Here is a 19399-nt window from a genome sequence, read left to right on the forward strand (position 1 = left end):
TCCACATGTTGCGCCTGTTGTTTCGTACTCGACGAGCTCATTAAGTGAATGAACGTTGCCAACACACCGAGCAATGCCAAGACTGCAACAATTTCGAACTGTTAAAAACAGCTGTTATAATCGCTAGGGAGATTGATGCTACATTTTTTTCATTTCATCCAGCGTTTCATCCTTGTGTTGGAACAACTTGAGCTGATTTAAAACCGGCCCATGCACCGTATATAATTTGCGGAACCCATTCCGTTGAAGAATCCGGGCGGCCTTCTTGCTTTTGAAACAACCATCAGCCAGGATCATAACTTCATCCTTAGGGGATAGTTCTTTATTCCATACAAAGGGTAGCCGGCCTAACGAAATATTGATCGAATCCGGAATATGCGCCTTATCGAAATCCGTAACATCCCTTACATCAAGTAGCTTAATTGAGGAAGGCAATTTGTTTATGCTATCCCTTAAGTTCATTTTTAAACATGATAAGTAATGAACGGGTCCAACTTGACGAATAATCCATATGAGAACAACCACGAGCAGGATAAATAGAGTGTACATATTATTCACTGCTCTTTGTGTTCGTGAGATTCAACGAATTTTTCACTATCGATGGCTGCCATAGCGCCGCTCCCTGCCGCAGTGATGGCTTGACGGTAGTGGTTGTCCTGTACGTCGCCACAAGCGAATACACCGGGAATATTGGTCTCCGTCGTACCTGGAGCAGTGACAATATAACCATTCGCATCCGTTGTTATCTGCCCATCTAGAAAGTTGGTATTCGGATGATGCCCAATAGCCACAAACACCCCATTGGCATGAATGACTTCTTCTTCACCTGTTGCATTATTTCGGACTTTCAATCCTGTTACCCCACTGTCACCAGCGATGACTTCAACTGGGGTCTTGTTTAGTGACCATTCGATTTTTTCGTTGGCACGCGCACGGTCTTGCATGATCTTTGAAGCTCTCAGCTCGTCGCGGCGGTGTACCAAAATGACTTTGGATGCGAAGCGTGTCAAGTAGTTCGCTTCTTCCAGTGCGGTGTCACCACCACCGACAACAATCAATTCTTTGTTCCGAAAAAAGAACCCGTCACATGTGGCACATGTGCTGACACCACGACCGACATTTTCTTGTTCAAATGGAATCCCAAGGTACTTGGCACTCGCACCGGTCGAAATAATGAGCGTTTCGGTTACAATCTCACCTTTCCCTTCCACTTGCAATTTAAACGGGCGTTCGGATAGATCCGTTTTATTAACCCAACCTGTATAAAATTCGGCCCCAAAGCGTTCGGCCTGTTTTCGCATGTTGTTCATCAATTCAGGACCCAGAATCCCCTCCGGAAATCCAGGGTAATTTTCAATTTCCGTGGTTGTGGTTAATTGCCCACCGGGTTCTGGCCCTTCAATGACAAGTGGGTTCATATTGGCACGAGCCAGGTAGATGGCTGCAGTCAGTCCTGCAGGACCTGTCCCTACGATAACCGATTTATACATGTTTCATTCCTCCATTCGTTGCCAAACGTTTATTTTATATTATTCAATTGAATACTTGAATTATAGTACCAAACGTTCCTTTCGTCAAGCGTCGACTTTCTACCCTGACTTCATGTCTCCGCTTCAAACCAAAAAACACATTTATATTGGAACTATGCTTTTTACGGGGCGATATCGGATTGGATTGAGCATGTCGACGATCGTTTTTATAACTCAATGAGTTCAGATACCGCTCGCTCAGCTGATCGAAGCGCACCTTCAAGGTGTCCGCCCTGTTCATAAGCAGTTTCTGTGCCTGCAAAAATGATCTTTTTTCTCAAACTCTCCGTGCCTACAGGGGGGCCATAACTTGGGTAGTCGCGAAGTGGTTCGGCATCTTCATCAACCGCTGTCTCTGGGTCACTGGACCAATCCTTATAAAGAAGGGCATTCATGTCTGCAGCGGACGGTCCGAAAAGCCGAGTCAACTGATCCACGACGAGTTTGAGAACTCTTTCCTCCCCCAGCTCTTGGCGCGTCTTCGCTGGAATCCCAAAGAAACCAAAAAGTGCACCTGCGCCTGCATCAGGCGATGCATCATGGATTTCCTGCAAAGGTCCTACCCAGCTTGACACGAAGCCAGAAAGTCCTTTTTCGCGCCAAAATGGACGATCATAAATCGCAATTGCTTTAGCCTGTGCTGCCATCCAAGTGGGTTTGTTGACCAAGCTAGTCATTAGTTCGGGAGAGAGCTCAGGCCAAAAGGTGATGTTTCGCGCTACGACCCGGAGCGGTAAGGTTATAATGACCGCACTTGCACGGATATTGTCCCTCTTGCCATCTGCTTCAAGTGCGATGGCTCCGTTTCCTTCCTGACGGATCGAAGTCACTCGCGTGTTAAGCTGGATCGTCCCTGGAGGAAGTGTGCCTGCTACGGCATCGATGAGGGACTGAACACCTCCAATAAACCGAACCGATCTTTCAACAGCTCCTTCTGGCAACACATATTGCTGTGCGGGTTCATTTCGAGATCGCTCAGATAGCATGAGTCCTTTATTATACTGCTCAAATGTCTCTAAACCGAGTTCTTTAACGAGCTTGGTAATCGTTCGCTCATAACGTGGCCAGAACCATGTTGGGCCTAGATCAAATCTGCCGAGGTCAGGCCTGTCCGCAACCTCTTTACTTAAAACTCTTCCACCAATACGTCCTCGTGCTTCTAGTATGCTGCACTTGATACCTTGTGCTGTAAGCAATGATGCTGTACGTAGGCCGCTTAAACCTGCGCCAACAACGATCACTGGGTCATTCACATTCATTTCAATTTCCACTCCTGCACCCCTTCATCGATTCGAAAGGCGTTAAAACCCTTATTCCGCATATGTTCCACGGCCTCCGTTGTATTCACGCAATAGGGACCTCTACAATAAGCTGCAAGTTCTACATGCTTTGGCAGCGTTTGAAGGTATTCATCGAGTTCTTCCATTGGTACCGATATCGCTCCTTCAATATGTCCCGCCTCATACTCGTCTTTAGGGCGAAGATCCAACACAATAATCGTGTTCGCAGCCATTCTCTTAATCAACTCTTCTTTAGAAATCGTCTGAATACCTTCATATTGATGAAGCAGGTCTTCTTTAATACGAGGTATATCGGAAAGCCGGTTCTCACAGAGCTTCCATAAAACAATTAAAAACTCGGTCACTACAGGTTCTTCTAGGCTATAAATCGCATAAGTACCCTCTTTTCTGAATTTCACCAGTCGTGAATCCAACAAGATTTGAAGATGCCGCGATACGTTGGCAACATTCATACCGGTCTGTTGAGCTAAAAGTTCAACAGATTTAGGACCGTTCGAAAGTAAGTCCAAAATTTCAAGCCGCTTGTCGCTGGATAAACATTTTCCGATGCGGGCATATTGCTGATATAGTCTTTCTTTAATGGATGGTTCTGAATGTGTGTGATTCATAAAATCCCCCCTTTCCATTCTCATTGAAAATAGGAAATTGCTTATCCAAAGCATTGCCGACTTTATTATATTCAATCCGGTTTAATTGCCAGCCAGCTTTATGATTTTTTTCTTGAGTATGTGCTTTTGGTTAATTCCCACTATCGTGTCAGTCAGTTTGCCTTCTTTAAACAAAAGCAGTGTTGGGATACTTCTGATGCCAAATTGCGAAGCTAATTCGTCTCTTTCTCGACATTGACTTTTGCCAGTGTTGCTAGTGGGGTATCAAATCCTGCTTCAAAGGAAAATGATATGGATACTCGCCTTACGAATGCCGACAGCTTCCACAATATCAGCATAACTGAAAGCATTATACCCGCGTTCCTGCAGCAGCTTATACCCGGTATTCATAATGTTTTTCAAAGTACTCTTTTTCATACTCATAGGATCATCATGGTGTTTTCCAGAAAAGGTATAGGGTAAAATTCCTGGTGCAGTAGTTTTTCCGATTCCCGTTCCGCCACCGGTAATAATAACTGTTTTGTCATTAAACATTTACTTCATTTCCTTGCTTAATACATTTTGGCTTCAGTATGAAAGAAGGGCCAACCCTAATACGATTGGACCCCGCATATACAAATTATCTCAAGCGAGCTGTAACTCCGCCATCCAGTGGCATGACGATACCTGTTATCCATGAAGCCGAGTCACTGGCAAGAAACAGAATGGCTTCCGCTACATCCAGAGGGGTGCCGTTCCGTCCGATCGGATGAAAAGCATTAAAGCTCGGTAGCACTTTAGCCACTTCCTCTTCACTCATAAAGGTGTTGTAGATTGGTGTTTCAACAACGGCAGGCGCTACGGCATTCACTCGTATGTGATCCCCAGCGAATTCGATCGCCAGATTTCGAGTCAGGGCGTGCCTTCCTGCCATGGCGGCCGAGTAAGCAGATGACGGCGTTGCTTCTACCGCTTGAATTGCCCACATCGAGCCCGTATTGACAATCGCCCCTCCCCCTCTTTTTTTCATTTCGGGAATGACAGCTTGAGAAGGGTAAAACGTCCCTTTAACAATGGTATCCAAATAAGATTGTAAATCATCTGGTGTATGGTCTAGAAAAGGAGTCGGGTTAAATTTACCCGTGTTGTTCACCAGTACATCAATGCCACCAAAAGCTTCAACAGCTGCTTGTGCCAATTTTCTCGATGTTTCCGGCAAACTGATGTCACCCGCAACGGCCAGCACCTTTTTGCCTGACGGATCGATCTCTAGCGCAGTTTGCTGCAGAACGTCTTCGCGGCGGCCGTTGATGACCACGTTTGCCCCTTCTTCATGAAATCGTTTTGCAGTAGCTTTTCCGATTCCCGTTCCGCCACCGGTAATAATAACCGTTTTGTCTTTAAACATTCACTTCATCTCCTTTTAATGCATTTTAGCTTCAGTATGAAAGAGGGCCAACCCTATTAAGATTGGACCCCGCATATATAAATTATCTCAAGCGAGCTGTTACTCCGCCATCCAGTGGCATGACGATACCTGTTATCCATGAAGCTGAGTCACTGGCAAGAAACAGAATGGCTTCCGCTACATCCAGAGGGGTGCCGTTCCGTCCGATCGGATGAAAAGCATTAAAGCTCGGTAGCACTTTAGCCACTTCCTCTTCACTCATAAAGGTGTTGTAGATTGGTGTTTCAACAACGGCAGGCGCTACGGCATTCACTCGAATGTGATCCCCAGCGAATTCGATCGCCAGATTTCGAGTCAGGGCGTGCCTTCCTGCCATGGCGGCCGAGTAGGCCGATGATGGTGAACCTTCCCATGCTTTAAGTGCAGACATCGAGCCCGTATTGACAATCGCCCCTCCCCCTCTTTTTTTCATTTCAGGAATGACAGCTTGCGAAGGGTAAAAAGTCCCTTTTACAAAGGTATCCAGGTAAGATTGTAAATCATCTGGCGTATGGTCTAGAAAAGGAATCGGGCTAAATTTACCCGTGTTGTTCACCAGTACATCAATGCCACCAAAAGCTTCAACGGCCACTTGTACCAATTTGTTTGAAGTTTCCGGCAAACTGATATCACCCGCAACGACCAGCACCTTTTTGCCTGATGGATCAATCTCTAGAGCGGTTTGCTTCAGAACTTCTTCGCGGCGGCCATTAATGACGACATTCGCTCCTTCTTCAAAAAATCTTTGCGCTGTCGTTTTCCCGATCCCAGTTCCTCCGCCAGTGACAATAACGGTTTTGTTTTCAAATTTCATCTTACTCATCTCCTCGGTTTCATTTAACTTGTATCGGTCTAAAATACCTACTAGTAGATATTTTATAAATGTGCATCTATAACAAAGCATTCAGGAAGATGAAGAAAAATCGTCAACAGCTCACCCTATGGTGTTACCGATTTTTCTTTCCATATCGCATTATTTGCCTGTGAGCTTTAAGATTTTTTCTTTGAGTACATGCTTTTGGCTTAAACCAACCATTTTATCCACCAGCTTGCCGTCTTTAAACAGCAGCAAAGCTGGAATACTTCTAATGCCAAATTGCGAAGCCAATTCTATCTCATTGTCGACATTGACTTTTGCAAGTGTTGCTTGCCCGTTCAGCTCATCAGCTAATTCCTCTACAATCGGAAGTTGAACTTTGCATGGCCCGCACCAAGGCGCCCAGAAATCAACCAAGGTTACGCCAGACTGAATATGGTTTTGAAATGTCTCTTTCGTCAGTGATGTTGCACCCATTGAGAGTACCTCCTCTTTTTAGTAATCAATTATTTTATTATTCAATTGAATAGTTGAATTATAATGCTGAATATCTGACTATGTCAAGTCTATTCTAATTTGTCATAAGTAGGTCCCGTTTTACGCTTGAACAACCCTTCTAAATGCTTTTCCGAATCAGATCTTCGAAACGAGAACAAAGAGCGACCTATAGAACCGCTCTTTGTTTCGATTCATTCAGAAATGCTCAGCACGGCACGAAAACGTGTCTTTGCCGACATCATTTTATCATACGCTTCACTAGCACGTTCCAAGGGGAATACTTCAATCATAGGCCGTACATCGGTCAGCACACTGAAGCGAACCGCCGCTTCAATTTCTTTAGCTTGTCCAGTAAACGTACCCCGTACTGTATTAGGGCCTTTTAAAAAGTCCATTGCGGACAATTCCAAAGATTCACCTGAACCAGCTACTATAATGAGCTCACCATCTGTACCCAGCCCATTTATCAAGGAAGAAATAACTTTAGCATTTGGCGCAGTAGCGAGAATGACTTTGGCACCGCCTAAGACTTTTAGTGCTTGGGCCGGATCTTCTTTTTCGGAATCAATGTAGTAATGCGCTCCAAGCTCTCGTGCCAGCTTCTCTTTATCGCCACCACGTGAGATGGCAACGGTTTGAAAGCCTGCTTTCTTTGCGTACTGTACCGCAAGGTGCCCGAGTCCACCAATACCAGAAATGGCTACAAGATCGCCAGGTCGAGCCTTGCTGTTTCGCAGGGCACTAAACGTAGTTTCGCCAGCGCACATCAGCGGAGCTGCATCTTTGGAGGATACTTCATTTGGAATGCTAGTAAGACCATCTTCAAAGGCAACCATGTATTCCGCATAGCCGCCGTCCATGGTTAGACCCGTCACATGGTTGTGACCCCCATGCCATCCAATACCTACACGTTGCCCAATTTCCCATTTCGTCGAACCTGCCCCAAGCTCCTCCACGATACCGATTACTTCATGACCCGGAATCCGCGGATACTCAGGGGAGGCTCCTCCAATGGCCATCGAGTCCCCATTACATACCCCGCATGCTTCTACACGAAGAAGCACTTGCCCTTCTCCAGGTTGAGGCACTGGGATCTCGACCAGCTTCATTTTTTCGCCCTTGGACGGTATTTGTATAGCTTTCATCATTTTCATTGCATCTTACCTCCTACAGTTCGGTTGTGGAACCCTTTTAGTATATGACAAGAATAAAATATATTCAATTGTTTAATTGTATATTTGAATAATAAGATGATTAGACCATAAGTTATCTTATAAATTATTTCCTCCCGCCTATTTGAATTAACATAAATAAACCTTATATCGTCTAGTTCATTCCCTCTGCCTGCGAACAGATCCGCCGCTGCTTTAGACGATTTCTGCTAATAGCGATATAAAGATTAACAACTAAAAAAGCCGCTATTTCCCAAGACAGAAATAAAGCGGCAACCGTATTATTTAAATTTATGATCGTGCAGCGCTGACCAGTATACATTGTGTTAGGATACATCTTCCAGTATAAATAATGACACCCGTCCTTAACCCTGATTGTAGTTTTGGAGCATACAATAACGCAGCATCTGGCCTGCGTTTTTTGGGTTAAGAAGAACTGCCTTAACTGGTGCGCCATTCCTGTACACCTTCTTCGATACGATAAGCTTTGAACCCCTTTTTCTGCATTTGTTCAACGGCTTGTGTGGTGAATACGCAATACGGTCCTCGGCAATAGGCTGCAATTTCGGTATCTTGCGGCAAATCTTGTAGATAGCCATCAAGCTCTTCCATTGGAACAGATAACGCTCCATCAATGTGCTCCGTCTCGTATTCGTCTCTTGGGCGAATATCCAATACAAGAATCGTTCCCTCTTTCATCCGATCCAGTAATTCCTTCTTGGATATGGTACGAACATTATTGTAGTGTTGAAATATATCTTGTTTGAGACGCGATACATCAGAAAGCTGATGTTCAGAAACTTTCCATAAGGACATCAAAAATTCTTCGACCGCTGGATTAGCCAATGAGTAAATGACATAGGTTCCCTTTTTTGTGAATCTCACTAGATTGGCATCTAATAAAATTTGAAGATGACGCGACACGTTGGCAACACTCATCCCCGTCTGAAGAGCTAGATTTTCTACGGCTTTAGAACCGTTTGATAGCAAACTCAAAATTTCTAGTCTTCTCTCACTGGACAAGCATTTCCCGATTCGCGCGTATTGTAAAAATAATTGTTCTTTATATAATTCGGCTAATTTAGCATCTTCCATAAGATCCACCATCCTTCCTTATTCAACTGAATAATTGAATTATAAGATGCTTTTCTTTAAAATTCAAGTATTCCCGATAGGTATTCCTAAATATTACAATCGGGAGGAGTAAATTCAGAGAAATATTCCCATTCCCTGACGCGCTTCGACTCCTTTGGGTGAAAGCAATCCATTAGCAATGTCGCTGTTAATCCGGCACTCGCTGTATGAATGTCGCACGGTCAGTCCTTTATTCATCATTCCGAAATAACAATATATTGATCTTTTTTATGGTAATTGTAATTTCTACTTGACTACTAAGGATAGGGTTATGTTACAATTCAATTATTCAATTGATTTAGTTTTGGATTGATATAAAATGATTATTCGAAAGGGGTATCCTTATATGAACTGGAAAGAGATTACAAACCTTGAAGAGTGGAATGAGCTCATTGCTAAGTCGTCAGAACGCGGACAAGTGATTTTAAAACATAGCACGACATGCCCGGTTAGCGCCAACGCGCTTCTTGAGTATGAACAGTATTTGAAAGAAACCCCGAATCAAGAGGTAGATTATACACTTGTCAAAGTCATTGAATCCCGCCCGGTATCAAACAAGATTGCCGAGGATTTGAATGTCAAACATGAATCTCCGCAAATCATATACATTAAGGATAAAGCCAAATACTGGGCTGCCTCTCACTGGTCGGTTACGAAGGCGCATATAACAACAGTATTAGACTAATTTTTAAATAAGTAATGGCACGATAAAAGGGTATAATCCAATAAGAAAAATATTGGAATGACAAACGAGTGCTTGATGAATGGCAGGAGTATTTTCATTTACATCATTAAATTATGAACTTTGGATTTTGTCGATTAAGTAAAGGGGCGTCGGTGACGCTCCTTTTTTAGGAGGGAATTCGTCATGGCAAAAATTCGTATACAACGTCAACGATCAGATCGGGGATACACCGCTTGTCCGTTTGAAAAGCGTAGTGCCGGTAGGCAGTGTGGAGATTTACCTTAAACTGGAATACCAAAATCCCTGTTAATTGAAGTATACTGCCCGTCCCTCGCCAAAAAATCAAAAAATGACGGTATAATTTACATAAGTCAATTCAGCTTATGCCTTATAGCAACCGTTTTGGGTACAGCCCTCGTTGCAACTTCCCTTGTTTTCTAAGCCCCTTAAAGCCTAGCTTTCCGTTCTGAACTTAGGTGCCCCCTCTAAGCCTGTGAGACCAATGCCACCATTGTTTGACATAGCGTATTTCATTGAAAAAATTCTTACTTACGCCACTCACCCCATCGTTTGATAGTACATACGTTACCGTATGTTCTAACATTTAGAACTGTACTTTCGGAAGTTCGTCAGTTCAGTCTATTTGAACATTCTCACCATATCCAGTTTTTCAGCCGCGCGGCATATAATCCGCCTGCATACCTTTTCTATTAGTTGCCTCCAGTCTTCGTTCTGCCGAATCTACCTGTACTTCACACCACATGACCTGTTGTTAATCATGACGCTGGTCCCATCATTACCATCCTCGGTTATAAAGTTGAGATTACTCATTGTTATCTCCTACTTTTCAGGCTGTTAGACGCTTTTTGTAGAACTTGTTACTCCCTCGTTAGGCTCGTCCCTCGGTTTTAAGGGTTTATCACATTTACTCACTCATTCGCAACATTTGCTTGCCCTGAATAACAGTTTTCTCCCGGAAAGTTAGATACAGTCGTTCTAATTGAATAGACAATATGGAAATTACCAGTAAACAAAGCAATATAGAAAGTTTAGGGGAATTTCAAAAGGACTGTGATAAACGACGAATTATGTATCCGCGAACTGAAAATCACTTTTTTCATTAATTTCTAACATCGATAAAATCATTCGATAATTCATAATTAATAAAACAATGTTAACGATATCAAAGAAAATATAAATGCTTGTCATAACCCATGTATCATTTTGCTGCTGAACTACTCCAAAAAAAATCGAATTTTGGGATATGCCTACCCAAAACCTCTCTTATATGTTCATTAAAAAGATGATCCAATCCTCGAAAGGATTGGATCATCTTCACATGACAAATTTATAGCCTACGCCCCACACCGTTTTTATGTGTATCGGTTTTCTCGGATTAACTTCAATTTTTCTGCGCAAATTCCTAATATGAACATCAATAGCGCGATCGTTGATGCAGGAGTCGAAACCACGTAATAAATTTATAAGATCTTCTCTTCGGTAAACGCGTTCGGGATGCTTGGACAGCAGCCTGATCAGCTCGAATTCGGAGAACGTCACTTCGATGTACTCGCCACGGACGTAAAGCGTTCTTTTTTCCAAATTAATGTTTAAATCCATGGCTGGTACAGCATGATCTACTTGAAGTTTTGGAGTCTCGGGAGGTTGTCTCATTTTGAAACGACGTAATAGGGCTTGTATTCTGGCTTTCATCTCACGCATGCTGAATGGTTTGCACAAGTAAGCGTCAGCACATACGGTTAATGCTTCAATCTTTTTACTTACTCTAGAATCGGATGAAATGATAATAATGGGCACAAGAGTTATATTCCGTAGGGAAGTACACAGCTCAATTCCTTCAAAGTCAGGAAGATTGAGATCGAGAAGAATGAGATCCGGTTTGAATTCACGCAATGCTATAAGTCCTTCCTGACCATTGCGGGACCTTTGTACTAGGAAGTCTTCCACATTCAGATACATATAGATCATTTCACCGATAATATCATCGCCCTCAATTAGTAGAACTCTGTCCATTAGAAACTCCCCCAAGCAAATTCAGGATTTTCCCAGAGGAGTAAAGCCTTATTGCCAATTATTATTCCTATTCGTAGGTCCACCTGAGGCTGATAGATGACCAGCAATTCAGTTCGTTCTAAGGCTTTCTTTAACTTTTCGAGCTTTTTTAAGGAGGATAGCACATTTTCATCTCCTCGTATAATAATGAATATTATTTTTCCGATTTCCTTCCCATATTTTATGACTTCTGTCACTCCCAGCAAGTCTTTATCTCTTTAACAGCTTGCGCTTTAATGATGTTAATTTTGCCTCCGATAGTCCAAAAGATAATAGAAAACGTTCACCGCCGCCGTAGACTTCTTTAAAAATAGTTAGCCTCATCAATATATATGGCTTGGTTCGCAGTACAGACAAAGAGCTAGCCATAAAGAAATGGGTGTTATGAACTACAGGGTTGTAGCCGCCAAGAGTTAGTTCCAATAGAAGTGGCAGAAAATTTGCTGGCTTGCGACGAACCGTATGGTCGGCTTCCACTAAAGCCTTGGCGACTGAACCTCCAAATCTTTCATGTTTATAGCACTCTTTTATTACCTGTATCGGTATATTTTTAATTATCGATATAATTTATTGCCATTTTTTTTTAAGATCTCGGCGATGATCTCGTAGGAACGCAGGCGAGCCTTATGGTCAAACATCTGGGCGGTAACCATAATTTCATCAGCCTGAGTATTGTTCAAGAAAGATTGCAGCTTTTCTTTCACTGTGTCTGGACTACCAAAGATGGAAGAGCCAAGCTGCTGCTGCAAAGCATGTTTTTCTTGCTGGCTCCAGAGGTTGTCCATACTGTCCACAGGCGGTTGTAGCGGCATTTCATTGCCCCGGATAAGGTTCAGGAACATTTGCTGTAAAGTCGTTCCAAGGCGATTCGCTTCTTCATCCGTATCGGCGGCAATAACGTTGACTCCGACCATCGCATAAGGCCTCTCAAGTACTTTCGAAGGCTTAAAGGAACGTCGATATAATTCCATTGCTGGAACGGTGTTAGTTGGCGAAAAATGACTGGCGTAGGCAAAAGGCAGACCGAGCTGACCAGCTAGTTTTGCGCTAAACTCACTGGAACCGAGCAACCAAATAGGAATAGCCAAGCCCTCACCGGGTATCGCCTTCACATGCATGGTACCAGGTGCCAATGTAGGGTCGAAATAAGCCCGCAGCTCATCCAGTTGGTCAGGGAAATCTTGTCCGTCACTCCGGCTGTCGCGGCGCAGCGCTCGTGCGGTTCGCTGATCTGTGCCAGGTGCACGCCCGAGTCCAAGATCGATGCGTCCCGGGAACAAGGTTTCAAGTGTCCCGAATTGCTCTGCAATCACCAGAGGTGAATGGTTAGGGAGCATGATTCCACCTGAACCCACACGGATCGTTGATGTTCCTGCAGCGACGTGGGAGATCACAACGGAAGTAGCGGAACTGGCGATAAAAGGCATATTATGGTGTTCTGCCAGCCAGTATCGGTTATAACCCCACTTCTCTGCATGCTGGGCGAGGTCTAATGTGTTGCGAAGAGACTCAGTAGGACTGCCTCCAGCAACGATTGGTGATAAATCAAGAACAGAAAATGGTATATCGCTTAATTGTTTGTTTGTTTTAATTGTAGACATATCGACTTCCTCATTTCATTTATGTCATTATGCGCAATAAATCCATCATTAAAAGGGTTCAAAGGTAAAAGACCGCAAATTGCATTCGTAAACTTGCCAGTTCATCATATTCTTTTGAGCTTTCCAGTTAATTCAAGTGTTTTATAATTCCTTGCGGGTATGTTTCTTCAAATACGGTTTTCTTTTCATATAGTTGATACCATATATCAGCTACAAAATCCGGATCGAAATTGGTTCCTCTTCTTATCAATGGACTAATGGAAAGTTGGCCTATTCCAGGAACGACTTGCCTCGCACTATTAATAGCACCAACAACATGGTTGTTGTAAGCGTGTAATACACTTTCATCTGTGGTATCCAGTACCGAAGTCACAATATTTCCACTATGTGGACTATATTCTAAAACATCGATGGTTCCATAGGTATAAAGGTGATATGCTTCGCAGACGAGCTACGTACGTGACGTTGTTCGCGGACAGTATACTGCCGGCTACATACAAGGAAAAACGGTTGTTGACTAATTATTAGTTTGGCCAATCCCCTGTCGCTCCAAGCAAAACAAAGATTATACCATCCATTTCCTCCTTTACAGAAGGATCACCAGTCAATACAATGCATGTGCATGCATATATAAATGCACAGTCCGTATCAGGAATTCGTCTCTTAGGATGTCAAAATGCATGCACATGCATATAAAATATCATACACATATTAAATCGTCAAGCACTCAGTACGAGCATTAAATTTATTTATTAGTCTGACGGGATAAATTTTGCAACAAATGTTGGATCTCAATTCCCGAAAACATTTTTGCTAGGATAGAATTGAATGTATCTAAAGACTCTTCAAGTTTTTCTTCACCTATACGGGTTAACGAAGTGAAAACGGCTCTCCGATCATCATCACAGATGTCTCTTTTTAAGGCTCCACAGCCCTTTGCTTCAAACCGGCTTACAAGTCTTGATAGAGCACTCTGGCTTAAACCAACCATATTCTCGAGTTGTTGTAATTTCAATCTTTTGCCTGGAGCTTCAAATAAAAATAAAAGTAAGTAAAGTTCTTTTAAAGTTATTTGATGTTTCTCTTGAAGAGCGGCTTCCAGTTCGTTAGCGGTGTTCAATTGAATCTGAGTTAAAGTTAACCAGTTCGTTACATCATTATTCATTTTGCTTTTTTCCATATCATTCACCTTCTCTATAGAAACTTCTAAATTCCACCCCTTTACATTAAATAAATTGAGGTTTTTTTATTATATCATTTATATCAATAATTTTGGGAGTCTGCAATGTAATTTAGTACCTTATTAATTAAATAATAAAATCTCATCCTAATTCATGCAATAAAGGAAACCTGGTGAGTGTGAGAGTAAGGTAATATTTCTTCACCTAGCTCCTGAATAACTTCCTCTGGGGGACGCTGGGAAATAAAAAACCGTCAGGGAAGATTGATCCTGACGGTCCTTTTTAGTTTTGACGTACATCAGTGATTTGTATTTATATCCGTTCTTTTTACGACGCGGGAGTAGGGTTCTCGCTATAATCTCACTATGTGACGGAAAATACGAACGACTCGCCTGCATCGGTCTCAAATTCAAACAATGAACCGCTCAAACTCTTAACTTCACGGTCTCCCTGCTTCACGGATACTAGCCGTTCCCCCCAAGGGTTGCGCAGTCTGCAAATACCGCCGAGCGTGGATTCAATGCTTAACGAAACGATAACGCCTTTGCGAATCGCAGACGTCACTTTAAAACCTCCGTGACTCCAGAGCGAGAATTCCGCATCCCACCCATCTGGGACTGTGGGGAACAAGTGAATGACCGTCTCTTTGCCGGGGGTTCCGGGCCCACTTTGACAGAGCGCAACCTGCAAACCGTGCGCCACATTTCCGAGCCTCTGCGCGCTGATGGCGTTGACGCCCTCACGTACTGTCAGCCGATTGTCGTAATATTTGATTTTCCCCGTATCTGCATAGTAGCAATATTCACGATCGGCATTCACGCATTCCAGCTGCGCCAACACAGCTTGTTTAAAGCCTTCGGCCATTCCCATACCGGCTAGCATGACGGCAACGGACGACATCTCGGACACAGCCTTGCTCCAGTCACCTCCCAGCATATTCTGTTGAAAGGCAAGTGTGGCTTTGCCTGTTCGGAACCAATCCGGATTTTCGCTCGCGGTCTCTAAGGAACAGAGAATAAAATCCCGCATCGGATCGTTAGCGATTTCCCGCCGATCGTCAAGCACTCGCCCGATCGCACCAACCCAAACAGGCTCCTCATCTTCTTTTGTTTTAAAGACAGCCTCCGGATGATCGCTTCGCGGGAGCGGAGCCAGGTTGCGATAAAACTCTTCCCACACCGGACGCATGTCCTGATCCGCATCCAATATATTGGCGGCCTTCAGCAGCACCGGCATGATCCCGTGAAGCGCAGACATCACTTGAATCGTATCTTTGCCCCCGATGTACTTCTCACCGCTAATCGTGTTGTGCATATGGTATTTGCCGTCATCCTCCTTTCGCAAGTGCGGATAATTGCGCAGGAATTCCGCGGCCCCTTTGATCATCGGATATGCCCGATCCTCCAGCCATACCCAGTCTTTAGTGAATTCATAATAATTCCAATAATGATAGGCGATGCCCGCTATATTCCAAAACATATGGGTCGTAGATCCGAATGAGCCCCAGCTCTTATCGGAATAGACCAGGTTCCCGTCTACCCATGATTCGTGTCCCTTCCAGTTCCAACGGCTCTCATGCGGATGCTTGTTATGCGCGTATTGCTTGAATCTTTCGGAGCGTTCCTCCCAAGGCTTATGCAGCAAGTAAAGCTCTCTCATCTCGGAGGCAATATCTTCGGGCAGCTCATCCACACCGTTAAACCATACGGTTTCGGGAATATAGATCCCCTTGCTGCCCCACTGCTGCTCCGCCGCTTTGGCGCACGAATCGTACATGCCCGAGTACATGTCGAAATAGGGCTGCATCAATTCATAGTGACCTGTTGCCAGAACCGCATTGTAATATAACCTGAGGTTGCTCCACCACTGCATGGCTCCCCAGTGTCGGAAGTCCCCGCGCGGGCTCAGCAGCATACCGCCAAAGTTGGGAGCATATTTACCGCCCCGGGAATTTGACGCCATCAGATACACAAAGTACGTATAATGCTTCTCCACAAATTCGGCGCTGCCATCATCGCTGCTTAAGCGAATGAACGATTTTTGCCAAAACTCGTTCCACCAAAGCTTATGCTCCTTCAGCAAGCGCTCATAGCCCGCTTTTCTTGCTGCTTCCAATTGATTTACTGCCAACGCGGCGACGTCCACTGTTTCATCAAAGGTGGCGCTGCTTGCGATGTAGATTTCGAAGCTTCCCGTACCCGGCTTGATACACAGGCGCATTTCCTTCTCATTCGGCTGCCCGAGTACTTTGCTAACTCTAAAATCGGTGACCGGCGCCCTTCCGCCAAGTTCATCGTTCATCCGGATGATCCCGTCGCGGCCGGAGATTCCGACCGCGACCGCCGAGGAGCAGTAATAGCTGCCCTCCCTGAATTCCTGCTTCAAGATCATCACGTCCTTGTGCATGATGAGTTTGGAAACCGCCGTATGACTCTTCGTCGCGACTTCCGCCGGCCGGATCATCTTCAACTTGATGTTGATGCCTTGCGGGTTTTTCCTTCCATCCTCGACCTTAAAGGCATACACATCGCTGTGGTCATAAGCAATCGCTTCGAGAGCGACCCCGTTACCATGGATGGAGACCGTCGCATCGTATAAGCTTAAATGCTGGCGTACCGTTCCGTCCATAAACGCGTCTTCCCCGTAATCCACAAAATCGATGTCGACGAAACCGCAGGCATAGCCGTAATCCAGATGCCTTTGATTGAAGCTGTTCGTGGAGCGGTCATTGGCATACACATCGACGCGATTCACCTGCAATTTCACAGCCGACGGGGATGTCCAAAGAAGGCTTCCCATTTTTCCGTTTCCGATCGGAAGTCCGCCTTCACTTCTTTTGACGGTGTGTTCGTAGTGCAAATCTCCGCGAGACACAAGCTCTCGATAATTCATAGCTGAATTCACGCTCCAAGTCTTCCGTTATTTCTTGTATTTGTTGTACAGCTCGGTATATTCCTTGATGACGTCGGCGCCGCCCGACTGTTTCCATCTCTCAAGCTCTTTCCCCCAGCCCGCTTCGTCGATGACGCCCATGATGAACTTGATTTTCGCATCGTCGATGATTTTCTTGTTCGTCGACAGCTTTTTCTTACTATCATCGCTTAGGATGAGTCCATGAGATACGTCCGCAACTCCGTACTGCTTGATTTCCTTAAGCGTATCCGCCGCCTCTTTCGCGAGCGGCGTCCCGTTGTTGACAAGGTCCATACGCATCGCGAGGTGCTGGACTGGCACAACTTCCTTGTTGTATTTGGTGTCGTCCAAAATCTTCTGTACGCCGTTCTCTTCCTTGTAATGAACCCCGTCAACGCCGAGTATGACCGTCTTCACCATTTTGTCGTCGGCCATCTTGTCAAAGAAGCTTAGAATCTTCTTCAATTCTGCTTCCGTTTTGACGCTCGACTTCGGGAACATATACATGCCTAGGTACCCGCTGCCCTTGGCAACCCGCTTCTGTCCGGTCGTCGATACGAGCGCCGGAATGATGTGAACGTCTGCGCCCGGCAGTGTCTTGCCAAGTCCGACGAAAGTTTCGCCCCGGTAAGCCTCGACGATATTTCCTCTGATGCCGATTTTCCCATTAGTCCAATCCTCCGATACTTTAGCGCCCGGCACAGTGGCAAAGTCCTGGTTGAGAATCTTTTCATCGTACAGCTTTTTCATGAATTTCAAATAGTCCATATATTCTTTGGTCGTGAAATCCGGGACGGCCTGGTTATTGATATAACCCCAACCGCTCGGCGCGCCGAACAGGAGTGGAAACGTATAGGTGCCCAAATCTTTATTTTCAGTGATGCCCCATGTATCCTGCTTCCCATTTTTATCCGGGTCATTCAACGTAAACGCTTTTAGCACATTATAATAATCGTCCACGGTTTTAGGCGGCTCTTTGATTCCGGCTTTATCCAGCCAATCTTTCCGGTAAAACATGACGATCCTTTCCGGATAACGGCCCCGGTAAAGACCATATATTTTCCCGTTGATCCGGGTATTGTTCAGCGTATCTTTATCTAATTTGCTCAGGTTCGGATAATCCTTCAAAAAGGGCTCGACATCCCAGAAGAACCCGCTCTGTGCGGCGCTCACTATGACCGTATCCTGCGGATTAACAACAAGCATCGCCTGCGGGAGGTCCCCGGATGCCATCGACACGTTCAATTTATCCGTATAATTGGAGTTCAGCACCCATGTGATATCGAGCTTCGTATTCGTCTGCTGTTCAATGTATTTCACAATGGGGTTGTCCGCTGTCGGGGGCTCCGCCGTTTCAAATTGGCTCATCATTTTGATTCGAAACGGCGCTGCCGAATCCGTACCGCCCGCTGCAGACTGATTGCTGCTTCCGGAACATCCAGTCAAAGCCGCGATAAGCAGCATCGACACAGCTGGTGCCATTCTCTTAAACCCTTTTCTCATAAAGCATGACCTCCATATTTGTATTGTATTTGATTTTCCGCTCCCGGGCCGTCTTTCCTACTCTTTTACGGACCCGAGCAGCACGCCTTTCGCAAAATGCCGCTGCAAGAAAGGGTATACGAGCAGGATGGGAACCGTGGATACGACCGTTACGCCCATTTGGATCGTTTTACCCGGCGGAAGCACCCCCTCGAAGTTGTTTGCGGAATCACCTATGCCGGTTTGCGACAGAAGGACAATTTGACGCAGCCATACCTGGATCGGAAACTTGCCTGCATCATTAATATAGAGAAGAGCATTTAGAAATTGATTCCAATGCCCGACTGCATAAAACAGCGTTAATGTCGCAATCGCCGGCATCGACAGCGGAATCACGATCATGAACAAGATCTGTGGATCGCTAGCGCCGTCGATTCGTGCCGAATCCTCCAGTTCATCCGGCAGCTGCGCGAAAAAGTTTTTCAATATGATCAGATAGAAGGCGCTGATAGCCCCGGGAAGCAAGAGGGCGCCGTAAGTGTCGAGCAATCCTAGATTTTTCACGACCAAATAGGTCGGAATCATGCCTCCGCTGAACAGCATGGAGAAAATGACCATCAGCATGACCGGCTTGCGAATCCGCAGCCGTTTGTTGGCCAAAGGAAATGCCATCAGGGCGGTAAGCACAATGTTAATGGCCGTTCCCGCAACCGTGATGAAAATCGTGACCCATAACGAGTGCGGAATCGTATTCGTGCTGAAAATGTACCGGTAAGCGGCGAGGGAAAACGTCTCCGGGATGATCACAAAGCTTTTCTGGAGAGCTTCGTTGGGAGCTGTGAACGAGCCGGTTACGTTGAGCAGAAACGGAACGACAGTAATCACGGCCATTAGAAATAAAAGAAAATAATTAACGCTATCGAACAGCTTACTGCCCCATGATCTGTACATATCTATGCTCTTTCCTCCTTTCCTGTAA

The 19399-nt window shown here is 44.9% G+C and carries 19 protein-coding genes; 1 reads left to right on the plus strand and 18 read right to left on the minus strand.

What is annotated here, in order from left to right; translation table 11 throughout:
- Window positions 1-138 precede the first annotated feature (138 nt).
- The 11 genes from AC58U0_RS11830 to AC58U0_RS11880 form a co-directional block, all read right to left on the minus strand.
- Window positions 139-549, minus strand: coding sequence for a rhodanese-like domain-containing protein (locus AC58U0_RS11830; protein ID WP_497379220.1), 411 nt, complete (start codon window positions 547-549; stop codon window positions 139-141).
- Between the two features lie 5 nt (window positions 550-554).
- Entirely contained in the window at window positions 555-1490 is a 936-nt protein-coding gene (gene trxB, locus AC58U0_RS11835) for a thioredoxin-disulfide reductase (protein WP_497379221.1), read from the minus strand.
- Window positions 1491-1696: 206 nt separating this feature from the next.
- Window positions 1697-2782 carry a flavin monoamine oxidase family protein gene (locus AC58U0_RS11840; protein ID WP_497379490.1) on the minus strand — a complete coding sequence of 362 codons (1086 nt, stop codon included), beginning with the start codon at window positions 2780-2782 and terminating at the stop codon, window positions 1697-1699.
- 2 nt (window positions 2783-2784) lie between these two features.
- A complete protein-coding gene (locus tag AC58U0_RS11845) occupies window positions 2785-3438 on the minus strand; it encodes an ArsR/SmtB family transcription factor (protein ID WP_497379222.1) in 654 nt (217 codons plus the stop codon).
- A gap of 81 nt (window positions 3439-3519) precedes the next feature.
- The gene (locus AC58U0_RS11850; RefSeq protein ID WP_497379491.1) at window positions 3520-3636 is read right to left on the minus strand and encodes a hypothetical protein; all 117 of its coding nucleotides are present in this window, start codon (window positions 3634-3636) and stop codon (window positions 3520-3522) included.
- A gap of 78 nt (window positions 3637-3714) precedes the next feature.
- A complete protein-coding gene (locus AC58U0_RS11855) occupies window positions 3715-3972 on the minus strand; it encodes a TetR family transcriptional regulator (protein ID WP_497379223.1) in 258 nt (85 codons plus the stop codon).
- Between the two features lie 85 nt (window positions 3973-4057).
- Window positions 4058-4825: an SDR family NAD(P)-dependent oxidoreductase gene (locus tag AC58U0_RS11860; RefSeq protein WP_497379224.1), complete on the minus strand. Its 768-nt coding sequence runs from the start codon at window positions 4823-4825 to the stop codon at window positions 4058-4060.
- 82 nt (window positions 4826-4907) lie between these two features.
- Window positions 4908-5678: an SDR family NAD(P)-dependent oxidoreductase gene (locus tag AC58U0_RS11865; RefSeq protein ID WP_497379225.1), complete on the minus strand. Its 771-nt coding sequence runs from the start codon at window positions 5676-5678 to the stop codon at window positions 4908-4910.
- Window positions 5679-5837: 159 nt separating this feature from the next.
- Window positions 5838-6158 (minus strand): thioredoxin, encoded by a 321-nt coding sequence (gene trxA, locus AC58U0_RS11870; RefSeq protein WP_497379226.1) that lies wholly within the window; start codon window positions 6156-6158, stop codon window positions 5838-5840.
- A 212-nt stretch (window positions 6159-6370) separates the two neighbouring features.
- On the minus strand, window positions 6371-7333 hold the full coding sequence (locus AC58U0_RS11875; protein WP_497379227.1) for a zinc-binding dehydrogenase: 963 nt from the start codon (window positions 7331-7333) through the stop codon (window positions 6371-6373).
- Window positions 7334-7792: 459 nt separating this feature from the next.
- Window positions 7793-8446: an ArsR/SmtB family transcription factor gene (locus AC58U0_RS11880; protein ID WP_497379228.1), complete on the minus strand. Its 654-nt coding sequence runs from the start codon at window positions 8444-8446 to the stop codon at window positions 7793-7795.
- A 385-nt stretch (window positions 8447-8831) separates the two neighbouring features.
- Here AC58U0_RS11880 and ytxJ point away from each other — a divergent pair, with 385 nt between their 5' ends.
- Window positions 8832-9170 (plus strand): bacillithiol system redox-active protein YtxJ, encoded by a 339-nt coding sequence (gene ytxJ, locus AC58U0_RS11885; RefSeq protein WP_497379229.1) that lies wholly within the window; start codon window positions 8832-8834, stop codon window positions 9168-9170.
- Window positions 9171-10505: 1335 nt separating this feature from the next.
- Here ytxJ and AC58U0_RS11890 read toward each other — a convergent pair.
- The 7 genes from AC58U0_RS11890 to AC58U0_RS11920 all read right to left on the minus strand — a co-directional run bounded on the left by AC58U0_RS11890 (window position 10506) and on the right by AC58U0_RS11920 (window position 19371).
- Window positions 10506-11204, minus strand: a complete 699-nt coding sequence (locus tag AC58U0_RS11890) for a response regulator transcription factor (protein ID WP_497379230.1) — start codon at window positions 11202-11204, stop codon at window positions 10506-10508.
- Window positions 11204-11449, minus strand: a complete 246-nt coding sequence (locus tag AC58U0_RS11895) for a hypothetical protein (protein WP_497379232.1) — start codon at window positions 11447-11449, stop codon at window positions 11204-11206. The genes AC58U0_RS11890 and AC58U0_RS11895 overlap by 1 nt, the downstream gene beginning before the upstream one ends.
- 348 nt (window positions 11450-11797) lie before the next feature.
- Window positions 11798-12844, minus strand: coding sequence for an LLM class flavin-dependent oxidoreductase (locus AC58U0_RS11900; RefSeq protein ID WP_497379233.1), 1047 nt, complete (start codon window positions 12842-12844; stop codon window positions 11798-11800).
- Between the two features lie 745 nt (window positions 12845-13589).
- Window positions 13590-14024, minus strand: a complete 435-nt coding sequence (locus AC58U0_RS11905) for a MarR family winged helix-turn-helix transcriptional regulator (RefSeq protein WP_497379235.1) — start codon at window positions 14022-14024, stop codon at window positions 13590-13592.
- 364 nt (window positions 14025-14388) lie between these two features.
- Entirely contained in the window at window positions 14389-16917 is a 2529-nt protein-coding gene (locus AC58U0_RS11910; RefSeq protein ID WP_497379236.1) for a glycosyl hydrolase family 95 catalytic domain-containing protein, read from the minus strand.
- A gap of 27 nt (window positions 16918-16944) precedes the next feature.
- On the minus strand, window positions 16945-18441 hold the full coding sequence (locus AC58U0_RS11915; protein ID WP_497379238.1) for an extracellular solute-binding protein: 1497 nt from the start codon (window positions 18439-18441) through the stop codon (window positions 16945-16947).
- 57 nt (window positions 18442-18498) lie between these two features.
- Window positions 18499-19371 carry a carbohydrate ABC transporter permease gene (locus AC58U0_RS11920; protein ID WP_497379239.1) on the minus strand — a complete coding sequence of 291 codons (873 nt, stop codon included), beginning with the start codon at window positions 19369-19371 and terminating at the stop codon, window positions 18499-18501.
- Window positions 19372-19399: the final 28 nt, after the last annotated feature.

It is taken from the genome of Paenibacillus sp. J31P190 (assembly GCF_059692075.1).

Coding starts and splice junctions, on each gene's coding strand:
- AC58U0_RS11890 (WP_497379230.1), bottom strand. CDS start 11,204: ATGGACAGAGTTCTACTAATTGAGGGCGATGATATTATCGGTGAAATG.
- AC58U0_RS11845 (WP_497379222.1), bottom strand. CDS start 3,438: ATGAATCACACACATTCAGAACCATCCATTAAAGAAAGACTATATCAG.
- AC58U0_RS11855 (WP_497379223.1), bottom strand. CDS start 3,972: ATGTTTAATGACAAAACAGTTATTATTACCGGTGGCGGAACGGGAATC.
- AC58U0_RS11910 (WP_497379236.1), bottom strand. CDS start 16,917: ATGAATTATCGAGAGCTTGTGTCTCGCGGAGATTTGCACTACGAACAC.
- AC58U0_RS11865 (WP_497379225.1), bottom strand. CDS start 5,678: ATGAAATTTGAAAACAAAACCGTTATTGTCACTGGCGGAGGAACTGGG.
- AC58U0_RS11905 (WP_497379235.1), bottom strand. CDS start 14,024: ATGGAAAAAAGCAAAATGAATAATGATGTAACGAACTGGTTAACTTTA.
- trxB (WP_497379221.1), bottom strand. CDS start 1,490: ATGTATAAATCGGTTATCGTAGGGACAGGTCCTGCAGGACTGACTGCA.
- trxA (WP_497379226.1), bottom strand. CDS start 6,158: ATGGGTGCAACATCACTGACGAAAGAGACATTTCAAAACCATATTCAG.
- AC58U0_RS11920 (WP_497379239.1), bottom strand. CDS start 19,371: ATGTACAGATCATGGGGCAGTAAGCTGTTCGATAGCGTTAATTATTTT.
- ytxJ (WP_497379229.1), top strand. CDS start 8,832: ATGAACTGGAAAGAGATTACAAACCTTGAAGAGTGGAATGAGCTCATT.
- AC58U0_RS11915 (WP_497379238.1), bottom strand. CDS start 18,441: ATGAGAAAAGGGTTTAAGAGAATGGCACCAGCTGTGTCGATGCTGCTT.
- AC58U0_RS11900 (WP_497379233.1), bottom strand. CDS start 12,844: ATGTCTACAATTAAAACAAACAAACAATTAAGCGATATACCATTTTCT.
- AC58U0_RS11860 (WP_497379224.1), bottom strand. CDS start 4,825: ATGTTTAAAGACAAAACGGTTATTATTACCGGTGGCGGAACGGGAATC.
- AC58U0_RS11880 (WP_497379228.1), bottom strand. CDS start 8,446: ATGGAAGATGCTAAATTAGCCGAATTATATAAAGAACAATTATTTTTA.
- AC58U0_RS11830 (WP_497379220.1), bottom strand. CDS start 549: ATGTACACTCTATTTATCCTGCTCGTGGTTGTTCTCATATGGATTATT.
- AC58U0_RS11875 (WP_497379227.1), bottom strand. CDS start 7,333: ATGAAAATGATGAAAGCTATACAAATACCGTCCAAGGGCGAAAAAATG.